Origin of the sequence: Paenibacillus sp. FSL R7-0302 (assembly GCF_038006885.1) — a bacterium.
GTDB lineage: Bacteria > Bacillota > Bacilli > Paenibacillales > Paenibacillaceae > Paenibacillus_AQ.
Genome location: NZ_JBBOWB010000001.1, coordinates 3,963,072 through 3,980,659, shown reverse-complemented (window position 1 = coordinate 3,980,659; position 17,588 = coordinate 3,963,072). Strand labels below are relative to the sequence as shown.

The window sequence follows — 17,588 nt, the reverse complement described above, 5'->3', positions numbered from 1 at the left end:
CGATGGAGGCAGCAGATTGGAACGAAGAAGAAAGTTACTTGTCCATCGTAACAGCCGGTTCGCCGGAGGAGCTTAAGGCGAGGCGTACCGCATGCCAACAAGTGCTGCTGGAGCAGCTGAGTGTGATTCCCGTTCAGGAATGGATGCACCGGGTCAATGCGATGCATGACCAGCTTGCCGGGACGGCGGTACGCATATGTGAGGCGCAGATGAAGGAGGCGGGCTACGGCCTGCCTCCCTGCGCCTATTCCTTTATTGTATTCGGCAGTGCGGGCCGGCAGGAGGCTACGCTGTGGAGCGATCAGGATAACGGCTTAATTGTAGAGGAAGCGCTGGAGGGTGAGCGGAAAAGGTATTTCGAAGCTTTTGGCAGCATGCTGTCGGATATGCTTGAGGCGATTGGCTATGAGAAATGCGAGGGCAGGGTCATGTGCTCTGAGCCGCTCTGGCGGAAGTCACTGGCAGACTGGAAGCGCCAGTTGGCTGACTGGATGGAGCAACTCGAATGGGAGCCTGTCCGGTACCTGATTATTGCTTCGGATATGCGTCATGTAGCGGGAAGTGAGGCGCTGTCTGCGCAGTGGCGGGAAGCCCTGCATGCCGGATTCACAGATAACAGCAAATTGACGATGGCGGTACTGCGCAATACGGTGCGTCATAAAGCAACGCTGAATCTGCTGGGGCAGGTGCTCACGGAACGGTTCGGTGATAATGCCGGCGGCTTCGATGTCAAATACGGCCTCTACATTCCGCTTGTCAATATTGTCAGGCATTTGTCGCTGCTGCACGGAATCGAAGCAACTTCGACACTGAAGCGGCTGGATGAGCTGGCTAAGCTGGAGCAGTATCAGCATCTGGAAGAGATCAGGCGCGCTTGTCTGACGGCGCTCAGAATGCGGGTGAACACGCCGTTTACGGTGACGGACGGCCTGCTCGTGAGCAGTGATTATTATGCGGAGAATGATCTGAAGAATAAGCAGCTCCGGGCGGAGCTGCGGGAAAGCCTGCTGCTGATCCGGCGCCTGCATAAGGCGCTGCAGCGGCAGCTCCGGTCAGCGGAAAGGAGACAGCTATGAAGGAGCCGAGCAAAGGCGGAGGATTCTGGAATAATCTGCGGCAAGGCGGAATGCCCTCCGCCATCGCTTCCATGAGAGGCGGAGAATCGGCGCAGCAGACAGCCCAGCAAATGGCCTTTATCCGTTCTCTGATGCGCGAGAAACGGCGTCCCGAGGTGCTGCATACTCCGCTGTCTGAACTGGAGACGGTGATATTCGATCTGGAGACTACGGGCTTCTCCCACCAGGGCGGGGATGAGATTATGTCCATCGGCGCAATCCGGGTGGTCGGGGAAGAGATCAAGGCAGAGGAATGCTTCTATACACTGGTGAACTGTGGGGCAACGATTCCGGACAATATTACGAGACTGACCGGAATCTCAGCAGAGATGACCTCCTCTGCTCCGCCGCTGATGGACGGCCTGCATAACTTCATGTCCTTCGTCGGCCAGCGGGTGCTGGTGGCGCACGGAAGTGCCCATGACAAGGCGTTCCTGAATGCCGCCCTATGGAAGACCTCCAAGGTGCAGTTAACCCACCGGGTGCTGGATACGATGATGCTGGCCCGCTGGCTGGAGCCGCACCGAAGCAATTACACGCTGGATGAGCTGCTGGCGGTTCATGAGATTCCCATTGAGGGCCGCCATCATGCGCTGGAGGATGCCAAGATGACGGCGAAGCTGTGGGTAGCTTACATCCGCCAGATCTTACAAAAGAATCAGGTAGATACGTTAGGCGACTTGTACGCCTATCTAAGCAGGACATGAGGGTTATTGTGTAAGACTGGCCGGATTGCAGTGCAAAGCGGGGACTAATTAAGGTATATCAGGAAGGCGGCGGGTCAGGCGCTACGTTGCGTATCGGCCTTAGGCCAATACACATGCCGCCCGCTGCGGCAGCGCCAGCAGCTGCCCGCAGGTCTCCTGCGGCAGCCGGGCAGCAGAAGCTTCCCCAGCCTCTGCTGTACGGATGAGTCCGGTCTGAACAGCCGGGGGCTTCCCTGGACCGCTGTCAGCTTTACCCCTCTCTCTTCATGGGATTTCGTCTTTGACGGAATCCTCTTTTTTTATGATTACGTTTGAAACTGGAGCAAGTGGGGGTACAATAGAGGAAAATCCTCCATGTAAAGGATCTGAACTCTATGAAAGCAGTCCATAAACGGAATGTAACGATTCTGGCCTTGATTGTTTTTCTGGCCGTTCTTGCCATAGAACATAAAGTAAAATCGGAGCCTAAGGCGGTTGCGGTCCTGCAGCAGACGGCGGAACCGGAGACTGGTGCATCTGCCGGACTCAAGGCGCCTCCTTTTACAGTGCAGGAAGGGGATAAGCAATATGGCGTCGATGGGGCAAGGGAGAAGCCGGTGATTCTTAACTTCTGGGCCTCCTGGTGCGATCCTTGCCGGCAGGAGGCTCCTGAGCTGAATAAGCTGGCTATGAAATACAGCAAGGTGCTGGATGTATATGGAATTAACGTGACCAGCCAGGATTACAAGCCCAATGCGGAACGCTTCGTCAAGAAGTACATGCTGACCTTTCCGGTGATGTATGATCTGAAGGGCCAGATCTTCGACAAGTATAACGGGGCGGTGTTCCCGACCAATGTATTGATTGATAAGAACGGGGTCATCAGCGAGATTATTCTTGGGGTCCTGAGCGCAGAGGAATTGGAGAAAAAAATTATTGCGCTGACCGGCTCTTAGCACCGGCGATCAGCCGCGTAGTGAAAAGCCCTCCTGCGCGGATTAAGTTCCGCAGCGGAGGGCTTTTTGGAGTGCATGGAGCGAAGCCAAGGAGGTCAGTGATTGACCAGACCTCTCGGTTCATTGCTGGTCTGGATGTCCTGCTCCAGTGAGATCTGTCCCAGAAGGGCATAACGCATGGAATCGACCAGGGCCTCCCAGCTCGCTTCGATCACATTGCTGGACACGCCTACCGTGTTCCAGGTGTCGCTATAATCCTTGGATTCAATCAGCACGCGCACCTTCGCGGCAGTCTGGTCCTGTTCATCCAGCACACGGACCTTGTAGTCGGAGAGGTGCATATCCTTGAGCTGCGGGAAGTAGGTCTGAAGCGCCTTGCGCAGTGCGTTATCCAGCGCGTTGACCGGTCCGTTGCCTTCGGCGGCGGTGTACAGGCTCTCGCCGCCGACCTTCAGCTTGACGAAGGCCTCGGAGACGACAGGGCGGCCGGCGGTCTTCTCAACCAGCATCTTGAACGACTCGAAGGTGAACAGCTCATTCATCTCGCCGGTCGCTTCCCGGAGCAGCAATTCAAGCGAAGCATCCGCGCCTTCGAACTGATACCCCTGGTGTTCAAGATTCTTGATCTTGTCAATCACCTTGCGCGCCTGCTCGCTGCTTGGATCAAGGCTGAGGCCCATCTCCTGCGCCTTGGACAGCACATTGCTCTGTCCGGCAAGCTCGGAGACCAGCACACGCTGCTTATTGCCGACCAGCTCAGGAGCGATATGCTCGTACGTCCGCGAATCACGCAAAATGGCAGATACGTGGATGCCGCCCTTGTGGGCGAAGGCGGCTGTGCCGACATAAGGCTGATTCACCGGCATATTCACATTGGCAACCTCGCTGATGAACCGGGCCGTGTTGGTTAACTGCGGCAGGGAATCGCCAGGGATGCAGTGATAGCCCATCTTAAGCTGAAGTGTGGGAATGATGGAACACAGGTTGGCATTGCCGCAGCGCTCACCGTAGCCGTTAATGGTCCCCTGAACCTGCCGGGCACCGGCGCCGATTGCGCTCAGGGTGTTGGCAACTGCAAGCTCACAATCGTTATGTGTATGAATACCGAGCGATGCTTCCGGGAGCAGCACACCGATGCTTGTCACAATATCATGAATCTCATGCGGCAGGGTGCCGCCGTTCGTATCGCACATCACCAGCCAGTCTGCTCCGGCCTCGCGGGCACGGGTGAGAACAGCGGCGGCGTATTCGGGGTTGTTCTTGAAGCCGTCGAAGAAATGCTCAGCATCGAAGATGACCTCAAGTCCCTTGTGCTTCAGATAAGAGATGGAGTCGCCGATCATGGCCAGGTTTTCTTCCAGGGTCGTTTGCAGGGCAGTGTGAACATGGAAATCCCACGATTTGCCCACCAGGGTAGCCGCCGGAACGCCAGCGTTAATCATCCGCTGCAGCCCTTCGTCCTGCTCGGTTACAGTGTTTTTGCGCCGGGTGCTGCCGAATGCGGTAATCTTGGCATTCAGATGAAGCTCCTGGACTCTTTTGAAAAATTCGATATCCTTGTTGTTGCTTCCCGGATTGCCGCCTTCGATATAATGGACACCCAGATCGTCGAGTTTCCTGGCAATCTTCAGCTTGTCATCCGCCGACAGACTGATCCCCTCGCCTTGTGTTCCGTCGCGCAGGGTAGTATCGAAGATGGAGATAGACTTAGACATGAGTGTCCTCCTAAAAGTGTTATTAGCCTTCGCAAAGGAAATTAATTTTTATATTATAGCATTTTTACGCGGGAAAGTAACAAAGAACTTTTCTCCCCGCTGTCACGAAGCGCCTCTCCGGCAAGTTGACCTCCCGCCGGGGTAGAGGTATGCTGACAATAACAATGGAACCCCGAAGATAAGAAGGTGGATGCCATGCAGAGTGTGGATCAATATTATCCGGCAAGCGGCAGGGTTATTCTGCATGTGGACATGAATGCCTTTTACTGTTCTGTGCATGAGGCGGAAGATCCGGAGCAATATAAAGGCAAGGCGACTGCGGTGGCGGGCAGCGTGGAGGCTAGAAGGGGAATTATTGTCACCTGCTCCTACGCCGCGCGCAGGCTGGGCATCTCCACGGGCATGCAGGTGCAGAAGGCGCTGCGGATTTGTCCTTCCTTAATGCTTATTAAGCCGGATTTCCATCTATACCGCAAGTACTCCAATGCATTCATGCAGATTGCCTACAGCTATACTCCGCTGCTCGAAGCCGTCTCCATAGACGAATGCTATCTCGATATCACCGGCTCCCGCCAATTCGGAACGCCGCCGGAGATTGCCGAGGCGCTGCAGCGGCGGATTATGGAGGAGCTGGGTCTGCCTTGCTCCATCGGAATTGCCCCCAACAAGCTGCTGGCGAAGATCGCTTCCGATCTGAAAAAGCCCAGCGGCATCTCCGTGCTGCGGCTGCGCGATGTGCCGTCCGTGTTGTGGGACAAGCCGTGCAATGAGATGTTCGGCATTGGCGGCAAGACGGCTGAGAAGCTGCGCAAGCTGGGCATCTACAGCATCGGACAGCTGGCGGCGGCGGATGAGGCGATGCTGGTCGGCCATTTCGGCGTCATGGGCGCCTGGCTGAAGCGGGCGGGGAACGGGATTGATCACGGGATCGTGAATCCTGAGCGGGAGCAGAGCAAATCCATCGGCCATACCACCACGCTGCCGCATGATGTGGTAGGGCTGGCTGAGGCGCGCCCGATTCTGCTGAACCTGAGCGATCAGGTTGCGCGGAGGCTGAGGAAGCAGGGGCTGGTTGCAGCGGGAGTACAGCTGACGATCCGCACGCCGGATATGAAGACGATCACCCGCTCCCGCCAGCTTGAAGCTCCCACCGAGAGCGCCGAGGACATTTATAAGGTGGCATGCGACCAGTTCGCGCGCCACTGGAAGGGCGACAAGCCGGTGCGGCTGCTGGGGGTAACGCTCCAGGGGCTGATGCCCAAAGAGGAATCGGCCATTCAGCTGGATCTGTTCGACTACGAACGGCAGCCGAAGAAGGAGTCGCTTAATAAGGCGATGGATATGCTGCGCAACAAGTTCGGCGAGAATGCGGTGCTGACCGCAGGCATGCTGAGCGACAGCCACTCGGCGCGGCTGCGTAACCATAAGGAGCGGGGAACCTCGCTGCAGAAGGACAATCTGGGCGGCGCAGACAAGGATATAGACTTAAGTTAAGGCCCGGCATCAGCCGCTCGCAGCCTCGCAGAGAATGAGGCAATAATGTCAACACATTGAAAATTCATTGAAATTGTATCCTATTTATATTAATATGAGAAAAATAACAGGCTGCGACTGCAGGCTGTATAGTTAAGCGGGAGGCAGAGAAAAAATGGCTAAGTACACTTGGGTCGAGAAGGACACATGCATCGCTTGTGGTGCTTGTGGCGCGACGGCCCCTGATATTTTTGATTACGATGATGAAGGTTTGGCAGAAGTGATCTATGAGAACGACGGCAACCACGGTAATGTAGTGATTCCGGACGACTTGTTCGATGACCTGCAGGATTCAGCTGACGGATGCCCTACAGACTCCATTAAGATTGCAGATGCACCTTTCAACAAAGAGGGCTAAGCTACTGCCGTCTAACATAAAGACATCTCCGGTCCGCAATAAATGCGGCTTGAGGTGTCTTTTTTTGCGTCCACTGCCGATATACAATAGAAGGTACATACGAATACATAACCATACCACCAATAGTGGAGGCCAACATGAAGAATGCTCAGCATCTAAAAGCCTATGTACAGATGCATCCGGATAATAAGATGGCATGGTACTTGCTTGGTAAGGAATACTATAAGAACGGGCAGTATGGAAAAGCGAATTACTGCTATAATCAGGCCGGGGAAGTGTATGAGGCTTTTGAACGCAGCAAGGTGCCGGCGGATATGCTGCAGCAGTACGAGGAAGGGCTGCTGGAATCGGCCCGGGAACGGCAGACTGCGAGGCTCAGGAAGCGCCGGGTGCTGCTGGCCCTAATGCTGCTGCTGCTCATGCTTATTCCGGCTGCCGTCGCACCGGGAATTCTGCCGGACAGCAAGGGTGCAGCTGCGCCGGTCGCCAATATCTCAGCCGTGCTTACGGAGACAGCCGATGAGGCGCAGGTAAGTCCGCAAGAACCGGCAAGTCTGGATTTCACGGCGGTAGCAGCGGATGCTGCTGCGGGGGGCGGGGGCCTGGCAGCCATCCTGAAGTCGGCGAAGACGCCTTCCGCCGCCGCGCTGCTCGGTATGAAGCGCTCGGGCAAATGGCTGCTGTGGAAGAAAGGGCTGCCGCTGGAGGCTACTCTTGCCAAGAGCGGAGAAGGGCGTATAGTCTATCAGTCCTATAATCCGGCAGCGTGCGCATGCCAGCCGCCGGATTCGGCGGAGCTTAAGCAGCAGGGCCTGGACTGGCAGAAGCAGCAGGAGGAGCTGGCTGTGCTCTGGAGTGCGCTGCGTGCGTACAAGACCAGCAAGGGGGCTTATCCCGAAGCGGTACAGGAATTAGTGAAGCCGTTCCCGGCAAACGTGCTGGGCGGCATCACCCCGCTGATGAAGGAAGCCTTCGCTCCTCTGCGCAGAGCCGCACGAGGAGAGGCGCCGCTGTTCTCAGCAGCACCGCAGCCGTCCGGCGGCCAAGATGCAGGTATTCCGGGGCAAGAGCAGACGGGCGGCGGAGGTCCGGCGGCGGGGCCGGGGGAGAAGCTTTTTTTCAAAGAACCGATTGCTATTATTGTAGATAAGCAAAACCACCGTCTGGCGGTCACCAGCGGCAATGTGATTCTACGGAATTATGCCGTAGGACTCGGCGGAGATAAAACCCCTGAAGGGGAGTTCTTCATTAAGGATAAGGTTGTGAACCCGAACGGGCGCGATAACGGGGAGTTCGGCAGCCGCGGCATGCAGCTCTCGGACAGTAATTATGCAATTCACGGGACGAATGAGCCGGATAGCATTGGCAAGGATGAGTCGCTGGGGTGTATCCGGATGAGCCGGAAGGATGTGGAGGAGCTGTTCGCCATGGTGCCGATGGGCACGAAGGTTCAAATCAGTCAAGGGGTTCTGCCTGAGGAGCTGGTCGTACCGGAGGAACGTTTCCCTTCGGATTCGCCCCGTAATCAGACCAACCCCCATAAAGTATACCATTGGCTGAACTAATTCCCGACAAAGACAAATAAAACGGCGATCAGCGCAATCAGCAGTACCAGGCTGGCGCTGATCCACAGAATGGCTTTGCGGTTGACTTCTTCTTTTTTCTGCTGGAGTGTGGGAGGTTTGCGTTTCGTTGACATTTGGTCACCCTTCTTTCTCTCTTAGTCTGTGATAACCCTTACATGTGAGGATTGGTGGTGGTGCATGGAACTTGTACCCGCTCCTCTATTCTAGTCTGGATGAAAAGACAAGTCTAGCTGCAATCTCTTACGGTAGGGACTGGATGGCCGAAGTCTTGGTCTATACAGAGGAATACCGGCTGGAGTATCATAAGGAAGGTTTTATGCTGGAGCGTGAAGAACACAGAAGCAGGAGTGATGCTGCCATGGCAAGCAGGTCCAAAAGCGAAATTCCGGTACTGCTCTACCGCTACACAGGTCCGCCGAGGAATATAGGGTTCACCTTTTCCCGGTATAATTTGAACATGGACGCGGGCGGGAATGCACCGGGAGAGATGCTGTTTATTTATGAAGGCGATTTCGAATATCTTAAGCCTGCGGTCAGCAGGGTCTTCCCTCTATCCGATCCGTTCAACGGGGAAGAGATGACATCGCTGGACCCGTGCTGGGAGAACCCGATTCCGAAGAGCCAGTGGGAATCTATTTTGTCTGAACTGGAGCTGCAGCCGGTTACAGACTCTGAACTGCAGGATTTCCTGAACCAGTTCATAAGCTGGGCAAGGAATCATCTGCGCACTGCGGACGGAATTGAAATTACGGGGAATCTGTGAGAATTGGCGGCGGCGTGAAGGAAGTGCGGCAGGGCGGGGACAATCGCTGCGGCAAAAAACTTTTCTTTTCCCCCGGAAACGGATAAAATTAAGAAGAAACCTATAGATACGGGAGTCGTTATGTCAATTGTGGTTCCCTTGAAGGAGCGAGAACGGTGCTGTATCGACATTTTGGTAAACCAATTTTCTTTAAAATGGACCCGGAGACGGCGCATCATCTCGTCATCGGCGGACTGAATAAAGCAGATCTGGTTCCCGGCGGGAGCGCGGCCATGCGCCTCATGTACGGGGTTCCTGAGACCGCTGACCTTGCAGTGGATCTGTTCGGGGTACATTTCCCGACCCCAGTGGGCTTAGCGGCAGGACTGGATAAGAATGCAGAAGCGGTAGGAGGGTTCTCTTCGATCGGCTTCGGATTTATGGAGGTAGGCACGGTAACTCCGGTAGGCCAGCCCGGCAATGACAGTCCCCGGCTGTTCCGGCTGCTGCCCGACAAGGCGCTCATTAACCGGATGGGCTTCAATAATGAAGGCGCGGAGGCCATGGCTGAACGCCTCAAGAAGCTGAAGAAGCGCAGAATTCCGGTGGCGGTCAATATCGGACGCAACAAGGCTACCCCGAATGAATTAGCACATGAGGATTACCGCAAGTGTATCCGTACGCTGTATCCGTACGGTGATTTTTTTGTGGTCAATATCAGCTCGCCGAATACCCCGGATCTCCGGAGTCTTCAGCATGGCAGCGAGCTCTCGAACCTGCTTAGCGAGGTTAAGGAAGAGATGGAGCTGCAGCGGGCGAAGACGGGCGCCGCGAAGGGGCTGCTGGTCAAGATTGCTCCCGATGTCAGTGACGCTGAGCTGGAATATATGGTACATACCATCACGGAAGCCGGAATGGACGGTATCATTGCCACTAATACGACCCTCTCCCGTGAAGGGCTGCAGAGCGAGAAAGCCGGTGAGACGGGCGGGCTGAGCGGCCAGCCGCTGCGCGAACGTTCTACAGAGATTATCCGCAGAATCTATAGCCAGACGGGCGGCAAGCTGCCGATTATCGGGTCGGGCGGGATTTTTACAGCCCAGGATGCTTACGATAAGATACGGGCAGGCGCCAGTCTGGTCGAAATTTATACAGCACTCATCTATGAAGGGCCGGAGGTTAACCGTAGAGTGCATGCCGGACTACGGCAGCTGCTGCGGCGGGACGGCTTCGAGAGGCTCCTTGATGCGGTAGGCGCTGATCATCACTGAAGGATGAATGGACAGGAGGACAAGGCGATGGACGTCAGGGACTGGGGAACTTTTCTGCTTCCTTATGAACAAACGGTGGAGGAATTGAAGGTTAAATTCAAGACGATGCGCTCTGAACTCAAGAAAAGGGAAGAATACACTCCGATTGAATTCGTTACCGGCCGTGTGAAACGGCTGTCTAGCATACTTGAGAAGGCCAAACGGTTAAACGTAAAAATGGAGGATCTGGAAACGGGCATCGAGGATATCGCCGGCATTCGCATTATGTGCCAGTTCGTCGAGGATATCCGCAGAGTGGCGGAATACATCCGCGCCCGCAAGGATCTTGAAGTCCTCTATGAGAAGGACTACATTACCAATTATAAGGAAAGCGGCTACCGCAGCTTCCATATGATCATCCGCTATCCGGTACAGACTGCGCTGGGTCAAAAGATTGTACTGGCTGAAATTCAAATCCGTACACTGGCGATGAACTTCTGGGCAACCATTGAGCATTCGCTGAATTATAAATACCGGGAGAGCCTCCCCGATGAAATGCGGGTGCGCCTGAAGACGGCAGCAGAAGCGGCTTCCATTCTGGACAGCGAGATGTCGAGCATCCGGGAAGAGATTCTGGAGGCCCAGAAGACCTTCGAGGAGAACTCGAACATGACGACACAACTGCTGAAGGCTATTCATCAGCTGTATTTCTATCATCTTGTGAATGAAGCGATTGAGAGCCAGGAACGGTTCAATGCGATCTGGCAGGCTCAGGATATGGATGCGATGAAGGAACTGCTGGACCATGTGCGCGAGCTGCTCTCGAATGCCAAGAAGGGCAGCGAGCCGGATGGCTTATGAGCCGCTGTATCTGGCCTACCTCATCTACTTCAACCGGGACAGGGATTATTTCGAATGTCATGAGGTGCTTGAGGAATTATGGCTGGAAAAGCAGCGTGATCCGTTATACAAGGCTCTGCTGCAGGTAGCAGTGGGGCTGTACCATTTCCGTAATGCCAATGTGCGCGGGGGCCTGATTCTGCTGAAGCAGTCACATGAAGTACTGGGCAGATATCCGGCGGTGACGCTAGGTATTGATCTGGCGAAGCTGGTCCGGGAAGCGGGAGCGTATGTTGCCCGTCTGGAAGCTTACGAAGATCAGCCCTTTGATTATTATGATCTCACCATCCGCATCGTAGATCCCGTGCTGAAGGAAGAGGTCAGGCTGGCCGCTGAGTCCATTCAGCCTGTGCTGCCTCAGCGGCGCGGGCCACAGCGGCCGGACAGACCCAGGCACAGGCCGGATGGAGCTTGACCATAGTAAGTTAGAACAGGAGCACCCGCAGGGGTGTTCCTGATTATTTGAGCGGGAGGAAGGCATCATGACGGCACAACTGCCCGGAGCTTTCGCAGAGCGTATGAAAGAGCTGCTGGGACCGGAATATGAGCAATTTACAGATACCTATCAGCAGTCACCCTACGGGGGAATCCGTGTCAATACACTGAAAATAACGGTGGACGGGCTGCGGGAGCGTTCCCCCTTCACCCTGGAGCCGATTCCCTGGTGCCCTTCGGGCTTCTATACCGGTGAGGGAGCCAGACCCGGCAAACACCCCTATTATCATGCCGGGCTGTACTATATTCAGGAGCCGAGTGCCATGGCCCCGGTTGAACTGCTGGATGTTCAGCCGGGGGACCGTGTGCTTGATCTGTGCGCAGCCCCGGGCGGAAAGTCTACCCAGATTGCCGCCAAGCTGCAAGGCGAAGGACTGCTGGTCAGCAATGACCTGCATCCTGAACGGACGAAGGCGCTCGCCAAGAATCTGGAGCTGTACGGGGTACGCAACGGCATTGTACTTAACGAAAGCCCTGAGCGGATTGCGGGAGCGTTCCCCGGGTTCTTCGACCGGATTCTAATTGATGCTCCCTGTTCGGGAGAGGGCATGTTCCGCAAGGACGAGGATATGGTCAAGCAATGGGAGCCGGGGACACCGGACAAATACGCGGAGATGCAGCAGGAGATTCTGCGGGCCGCAGCTTCAGCGCTGAAGCCCGGCGGTACTATGGTGTATTCCACCTGCACGTTCGCTCTGGAGGAGAACGAGGAGATGATTGCCGGATTCCTGTCCAGGCATCCGCAGTTCTCGCTGGTTCCCGTAGGCGGAACCGGCCCGTTCGCTGCCGGACTCGGCCCATTGCCGGGTGCGGCGCGGCTGTGGCCGCATAAGGTCAAGGGGGAAGGGCATTTCATGGCGGTACTGCGCCATGACGGAAGTGGCGGACCTGCGAGAGAGGCATTTGAGAACGGGGCAGCAGAGAATGGAGCTGCGGTGACAGATACTTTAGAGAACGCAAAAGCACGAAATGATAAGAGAGAGAGAAGTCTGTCTGCCGCGCCCCGGAGCAAAGCTGCGAAAACAGACTTTCACAGTAAGGCAGTTCCCGGCAGGGCAGATCACGGCCGGGGCGGCAAGGGAGGACGCGGATCTGGACACGGCTCCGGCTCTGGTAGAGCCGGAACGGGTCCAGGTCCGCAGTCACAGCGAACTGGCGGGGAAGTGATAGCGCTCGCGGTCTATGCGGACTTTATTCAAAAGCTGCTGGGGACACAGCCGCCCGGACATGCCATATGGTTCGGCGATCATCTATATATCTCCCCGTTGCCGCGTGAAGCGCTGGACGGTCTGAAGACGGTTCGGCCGGGCTGGTATGTGGGGCAGATCAAGAGCGGCAGATTCGTTCCCGGTCATCCGCTCGCTACAGCACTGCGTCCTGAGGAATGTAGCCGCTTCGTATCGCTATCCAGCGCCAGCGGGGAAGCGGTATCCTACCTGAAGGGGGAGACCCTGTCGATCCCCGCAGAGCGCTTGTCGATTAAGGAAGGACATGCATACAAAGGCTATACCCTCGTCTGCATCAACGGCTTCAGCGCAGGCTGGGGCAAATGGCAGGACGGATTGCTGAAGAACGAATATCCCGCAGGCTGGAGGTGGACTTAGAGTATGGCTACAGGAGGAACTGCGAACAAGAAGCAGCGGCTTGACAAGGTGCTGTCCCACATGGGGATCGGCTCGCGCAGCGATATCCGTAAGCAGGCCAAGCAGGGCCTGATCACAGTAAATGGAGCTGTCGTCAAAGACAGCGGGTTCCATGTAGACCCGCAGCAGGACCGCATAGAGGTGGGCGGAGAGCCGGTCCTCTACCGGGAATTCATCTATCTGATGATGAATAAACCGCCGGGCGTATTGTCCGCCACTGAGGATAAACGGGACCGCACGGTTCTGGATCTGCTGAAGCAGGAGCATGCGCTGTTCGAGCCGTTCCCGGTCGGGCGGCTGGATAAGGATACCGTAGGTCTGCTGCTGCTCACGAATGACGGGAAGCTGGCACATGAGCTGCTGTCCCCGCGCAAGCATGTCCCCAAAACCTACGAGGCCACCGTCGAGGGTGAGGTCGATGCGGCGGATGTGGCTGCTTTTGCCAAGGGTGTTACGCTTGAGGATGGTTATGTGACCCTGCCCGCGCAGCTTAGCATTCTGAGCAGAGAACGGGGCAGCCGCGTGCTGTCGTATATCTCACTCACCATTACGGAAGGCAAATTCCATCAGGTGAAGCGGATGTTCGTAGCTGTGGGGAAGAAGGTAGTGTTCCTGAAGCGGGTGTCGATGGGCGAACTGAAGCTCGACGAGACGCTGCCCGAGGGAGCCTGCCGGGAGCTCACGGCCCGTGAGCTGGAGCTGCTGCGCGGCGGCGGGGCTGCGGAATAAAGGTATACTATACAGAGATAGGATGATGGGGTATGAAATACAAACTGATTGCACTGGATGTAGACGGAACACTGCTGAATGATGATCATCAGCTCAGTGAAGAGAACAAAGCGGCGGTTGCCGAGGTCACGCGTCAGGGCGGGCAGATTGTACTCTGCACAGGGCGCAGTCCGCAGAATTCGATTCCTTTTATGGAGGAGATGGGCTTGTCGGGGTATGTGCTGGGCCATAACGGAGCGGCTACAGTGAGTGTCAAGGACCGTAAGGTGCTGCACCAGTATGGACTGGACGCCAGAGGGCTGGACCCGTATATCGCCTATTGCCGCGAGCGTGATATCCATTTTGATGTAAACACTGCGTTTGAGATGTATGTGGACAATGTGGAGAACCTGACGAAGGAAGCCCACTTTATGTATGAGCATTTCCGCATTATGCCTGCATCTCTTCCAGCCTGGGAGGAGTTCCGCGAACCGATTGTGAAATTCACTGTGTTCACGCAGTCCGATATTCTGGATGAAGCGCAGCGGGAGTGGGCTACTTGGGGAGAGCAATACAATATTCTGCGCAGCGGAGAGTTCTTCGTTGATCTCATGCACCCGGAATCCTCCAAAGGCAATGCCCTGAAGCATCTGGCAGCTGAGCTTGGCATTCCGCAAGAGCAGGTGCTGTCGATCGGCAACTATTATAATGATATCTCCATGCTGACGTATGCCGGTCTGGGCGTGGCGATGGATAACTCTCCGGTAGAGGTCAAAGCAGCCGCAGATGTGATCACCGGTACCAATAATGAGAACGGTGTGCGCGATGCGCTGGTGAAATATTGTTTGTCTTGATGATGCGAATAACGGAAAAAGCAGCCTGCCCCCATAAAGGGGGCGGGCTGCTTGAGGTCCGTGTGCTGTGCTGCTTACAGCGGAATTAGACGAACAACGAACGGGAAATGATTACGAGCAATATGAAGAGTACCAAGATCGCACCGGTCGAAGTGAAGCCTACACCTGCACCCATGTTTGATTCCTCCCTTGATTCATGTCTGTTCCCACTTGCCGCCTTAAGTCCGGCGGACCGCCATGGGATAATGACATCATATGCTTATGAAGGCTTCATGAACTGGTCAACTGCCTAAACCTCGTCAAGATGGGCTTTTAGAATCCGCAGACCCTTGGGCAAATGATTCTTGAGCTGGCCGGAGCTGGCTTTGCCCCAGCCTACGGGCAAGCCGTCTACGGTTACCAGCGTCCAGCCATGCAGGCTTGGCGGAACCGGCAGACTCTCGCCGCGCAGCCAGGCCTGGATCTCCGTGCCGTCCGCAGGCATATCATAGCTGCGCGCCGCCTGATCCGGCCGGAGTGCCATAGCCAGAGCGTGGGCAGGCTCGATCCGGTTTTTCTTAAGATGGGCAATATGCAGTCCGGCACGCGGCACCTTGAGCCCGTCCAGTATCCCGGTGTGCAGCCGCTCATTGAATGCCTCAGGCAGCAGATACAGGGATTCGCCGAAGAGGAGCGGGATGCCGCGATCGGCGAATCCGGGCAGCTCTGCCGCCGCCCAGCTCATGAACTGTTGATAGGACTCTCTGAGCGTGGCATTTGTCTTCGGACCATTATTGCCGCGTTCGCCGCGTTTGCCCCGGCTCTTGCGCGGAGCAGAATCCGCCGGGTCTGCTGAAGCCGCCTTGTGCAGCAGGGCCACGAAATGCCCTTCGCCCCGCTCCAGATGCGGCCACAGCCGCTTCGTAACGATCAGCTCCATATCGGGATAGGTCTGCACGAAGCGCTCCATCGTCTCCTCATTCTCCTGGCGGTTGAAGGTACAGGTCGAATAGACCATATGGCCGCCAGGCTTCAGCATCAGATACGCATCCTGCAGAATATCCCACTGTCTGGCTACACAGATCTCCACGTGCTTCGGGGACCATTCGTCTATCGCCGCAGGGTCTTTGCGGAACATTCCTTCACCGGAGCAAGGCGCGTCCAGCATAATGCGGTCGAACACCTCAGGGAATCTTTTGGAGAGATCACCAGGGGCTGCGGAGGTAACCAGCGTGTTGCTTATACCGAGCCGCTCGACGTTTTCGGCCAGGATTTTGGCCCGCTCCGGGTGAATTTCATTGGAGATGAGCAGCCCTTCCCCTTGCATCAGTGCGGCGATATGGGTGGTTTTGCCGCCGGGAGCGGCCGCAAGGTCGAGAACGATCTCTCCGGGAAGCGGCTTCAGCAGCTCGGCTGCGGACATTGCGGAGGGCTCCTGAATATAATATAGTCCGGCGGTATGATACGGATGTCTCCCCGGGCGAGCGGGGTCTTCGTAATAGAAGCCTGACGGACACCATGTTACCTGTGACAGGCCGAATTGCGGGATTGCCTGCTCCGCTGCGGTGCGGCCGGAAGGTGTACTGCTTTTTAAAGTATTAAACCGCAGACCCTGGGTCCGCGCAGCAAGATAGCTCTTCAGAAAAGCGTCCGCTGAATCCCCCAGCATCTCTCTAATATTGGCGGTGTAAGCGGCAGGCAGTCGTTCTTCATTCATAAATCACTCTCCTCTAGTCCAAGTTCAAGATAAGTAAAGCTGTCATCTTAGTTGCTGTTTCTGGTGGATACCGATAAAATTAAGATATGGAACCTTAGCGTACCTATACCTGCAGCAGTACCCGAAATTGTAATTGTACATATACACAACTATATCATAATTGCCGGGCTTCACCGTAAATAGGGCAATTGTAAAGGGAGATGTACCTATATGAACTTGCTGCAAGCGCTATTCTTCCCGCCGGAGCAGCCCGGTGGTGTATCTTCTATGATTCCTTATCTCCAGGAACGCTTCCGGTCCAGCCGCTGGGAGATGGATTTGTTCTGGCTGCCCAAGCGCATCCGGGGCAAGGGACGCGAAGACATCGTCTTCGAGACCTTCGACTGGACAGTGTACGGCGAAAGTCCGGTTGTGCAAAAATACATTCAGACCTACCGGGATTACATTTGGTGGACCAAGCTGCGCATGAGCAAAAAATATGATCTGATCCATGCCCATCATCCGATTGCCGGGCTGGCGATGAAGAGAATTTATCCTGATGTTCCCTTGATTCAGACGCTGCACTCCAGCTATGAGCGTGAATTGATTCTGAACGGGCTGATCCGCGAGGGGGGGCTTGAGCATCAGTTCCTGGTCGCGATTTACCGGGAGCTGGAGCAGGTGAGTGACCGGCTGATGACGGTTTCGCGTGCTTTTGCCGATTATGTAACTCCTTATATTGACCAGCCTGACAGCATTGGAGTCATTCCCAACGGATTCGATGAGAAGCGGTTCAAGCCTGTCCCGCATGAGAATGACATTCCGCAGCTGGTCACGGTTACCCGTCTCGTACCGGCCAAAGGCATAGATATTCTGTTCAAGGCCTGTGCCGAGCTGAAGAAGCGGGGGCATGAATATGTGCTGCATATCATCGGGGACGGACCGAGCCGGGCGGAGCTGGAGCAGCTTGCGCAGAAGCTGGGCATCTATAATGAGACTATTTTTTACGGCTATACGCTGCATCCTGAGGAATTCATGCCGTTCTTCGATATCTTCGTATTGCCTTCGCGGGCGGAGGCGTTCGGTTCGGTGTTTGCCGAGGCTGCGCTGAGCTGTCTGGCGCTGGTCGGGACGAATGTGGGCGGTATTCCCGAGCAGATTGAGGACGGGGTGAATGGGCTGCTGGTGAATCCGGATGATGAGCTGGGACTGGCGGATGCCCTGGAAAAAGTAATTACGGACCCCGGCTACCGCTATGAGCTGTCGCGTTCGGCCTGGGATAAAGCAAAGAGCCTCTACTCCCTGACCCGTGTAGCCAATGAGCTGAAGAAAACCTATCTGCAGTTCCAGCCGGGAATGAAGGGGTGAGGCT

The 17,588-nt window shown here is 55.7% G+C and carries 18 protein-coding genes; 14 read left to right on the top strand and 4 right to left on the bottom strand.

The genetic code is table 11. The features are described from left to right. The first annotated feature begins 2 nt into the window (after positions 1-2). From MKY96_RS17350 to MKY96_RS17340, 3 genes are all read left to right on the top strand, one after another. Positions 3-1,076: a DUF294 nucleotidyltransferase-like domain-containing protein gene (locus MKY96_RS17350; protein ID WP_340944609.1), complete on the top strand. Its 1,074-nt coding sequence runs from the start codon at positions 3-5 to the stop codon at positions 1,074-1,076. Then, a complete protein-coding gene (locus MKY96_RS17345; RefSeq protein ID WP_036725197.1) occupies positions 1,073-1,822 on the top strand; it encodes an exonuclease domain-containing protein in 750 nt (249 codons plus the stop codon). The genes MKY96_RS17350 and MKY96_RS17345 overlap by 4 nt, the downstream gene beginning before the upstream one ends. 374 nt (positions 1,823-2,196) lie before the next feature. Beyond that, entirely contained in the window at positions 2,197-2,757 is a 561-nt protein-coding gene (locus MKY96_RS17340) for a TlpA family protein disulfide reductase (RefSeq protein WP_036725194.1), read from the top strand. A gap of 95 nt (positions 2,758-2,852) precedes the next feature. Here MKY96_RS17340 and cimA read toward each other — a convergent pair whose 3' ends face one another. Further along, complete coding sequence (gene cimA, locus MKY96_RS17335) at positions 2,853-4,472, bottom strand: citramalate synthase (RefSeq protein ID WP_340941917.1); 1,620 nt, start codon at positions 4,470-4,472, stop codon at positions 2,853-2,855. 195 nt (positions 4,473-4,667) lie between these two features. On the opposite strand from cimA, the gene MKY96_RS17330 reads away from it, so the two are divergent. The 3 genes from MKY96_RS17330 to MKY96_RS17320 all read left to right on the top strand — a co-directional run bounded on the left by MKY96_RS17330 (position 4,668) and on the right by MKY96_RS17320 (position 7,928). Then, complete coding sequence (locus MKY96_RS17330) at positions 4,668-5,966, top strand: DNA polymerase IV (RefSeq protein WP_340941915.1); 1,299 nt, start codon at positions 4,668-4,670, stop codon at positions 5,964-5,966. 154 nt (positions 5,967-6,120) lie between these two features. Beyond that, positions 6,121-6,363, top strand: a complete 243-nt coding sequence (locus MKY96_RS17325; protein ID WP_036702186.1) for a ferredoxin — start codon at positions 6,121-6,123, stop codon at positions 6,361-6,363. A 137-nt stretch (positions 6,364-6,500) separates the two neighbouring features. Continuing rightward, positions 6,501-7,928 carry a L,D-transpeptidase family protein gene (locus tag MKY96_RS17320; protein WP_340941914.1) on the top strand — a complete coding sequence of 476 codons (1,428 nt, stop codon included), beginning with the start codon at positions 6,501-6,503 and terminating at the stop codon, positions 7,926-7,928. On the opposite strand, the gene MKY96_RS17315 is transcribed toward MKY96_RS17320, so the two are convergent. Beyond that, positions 7,925-8,062 (bottom strand): hypothetical protein, encoded by a 138-nt coding sequence (locus MKY96_RS17315; RefSeq protein ID WP_200869536.1) that lies wholly within the window; start codon positions 8,060-8,062, stop codon positions 7,925-7,927. The two genes, MKY96_RS17320 and MKY96_RS17315, sit on opposite strands and share 4 nt — an antisense overlap. 143 nt (positions 8,063-8,205) lie before the next feature. Between MKY96_RS17315 and MKY96_RS17310 the strand changes: the two genes are divergently transcribed. From MKY96_RS17310 to MKY96_RS17280, 7 genes are all read left to right on the top strand, one after another. Beyond that, positions 8,206-8,712: a hypothetical protein gene (locus MKY96_RS17310; RefSeq protein ID WP_340941911.1), complete on the top strand. Its 507-nt coding sequence runs from the start codon at positions 8,206-8,208 to the stop codon at positions 8,710-8,712. A 155-nt stretch (positions 8,713-8,867) separates the two neighbouring features. Then, complete coding sequence (locus MKY96_RS17305; protein WP_340941910.1) at positions 8,868-9,962, top strand: quinone-dependent dihydroorotate dehydrogenase; 1,095 nt, start codon at positions 8,868-8,870, stop codon at positions 9,960-9,962. A 27-nt stretch (positions 9,963-9,989) separates the two neighbouring features. Further along, the gene (locus MKY96_RS17300; RefSeq protein ID WP_036725183.1) at positions 9,990-10,802 is read left to right on the top strand and encodes a GTP pyrophosphokinase; all 813 of its coding nucleotides are present in this window, start codon (positions 9,990-9,992) and stop codon (positions 10,800-10,802) included. Further along, positions 10,768-11,256: a DUF309 domain-containing protein gene (locus MKY96_RS17295; RefSeq protein WP_340941909.1), complete on the top strand. Its 489-nt coding sequence runs from the start codon at positions 10,768-10,770 to the stop codon at positions 11,254-11,256. The genes MKY96_RS17300 and MKY96_RS17295 overlap by 35 nt, the downstream gene beginning before the upstream one ends. Before the next feature lie 67 nt (positions 11,257-11,323). Continuing rightward, complete coding sequence (locus MKY96_RS17290; protein WP_340941907.1) at positions 11,324-12,940, top strand: RsmB/NOP family class I SAM-dependent RNA methyltransferase; 1,617 nt, start codon at positions 11,324-11,326, stop codon at positions 12,938-12,940. A gap of 3 nt (positions 12,941-12,943) precedes the next feature. Beyond that, entirely contained in the window at positions 12,944-13,708 is a 765-nt protein-coding gene (locus MKY96_RS17285) for a pseudouridine synthase (protein WP_340941905.1), read from the top strand. Positions 13,709-13,740: 32 nt separating this feature from the next. Beyond that, the gene (locus tag MKY96_RS17280; RefSeq protein ID WP_340941903.1) at positions 13,741-14,541 is read left to right on the top strand and encodes a Cof-type HAD-IIB family hydrolase; all 801 of its coding nucleotides are present in this window, start codon (positions 13,741-13,743) and stop codon (positions 14,539-14,541) included. Between the two features lie 85 nt (positions 14,542-14,626). On the opposite strand, the gene MKY96_RS17275 is transcribed toward MKY96_RS17280, so the two are convergent. Both MKY96_RS17275 and MKY96_RS17270 read right to left on the bottom strand, forming a co-directional pair. Further along, positions 14,627-14,716, bottom strand: coding sequence for a sporulation protein YjcZ (locus MKY96_RS17275; protein ID WP_143803672.1), 90 nt, complete (start codon positions 14,714-14,716; stop codon positions 14,627-14,629). A gap of 114 nt (positions 14,717-14,830) precedes the next feature. Beyond that, the gene (locus MKY96_RS17270) at positions 14,831-16,237 is read right to left on the bottom strand and encodes an RsmB/NOP family class I SAM-dependent RNA methyltransferase (RefSeq protein WP_340941902.1); all 1,407 of its coding nucleotides are present in this window, start codon (positions 16,235-16,237) and stop codon (positions 14,831-14,833) included. Positions 16,238-16,447: 210 nt separating this feature from the next. Between MKY96_RS17270 and MKY96_RS17265 the strand changes: the two genes are divergently transcribed. Then, entirely contained in the window at positions 16,448-17,584 is a 1,137-nt protein-coding gene (locus MKY96_RS17265) for a glycosyltransferase family 4 protein (RefSeq protein WP_076078456.1), read from the top strand. The last annotated feature ends 4 nt before the right edge of the window (positions 17,585-17,588 follow it).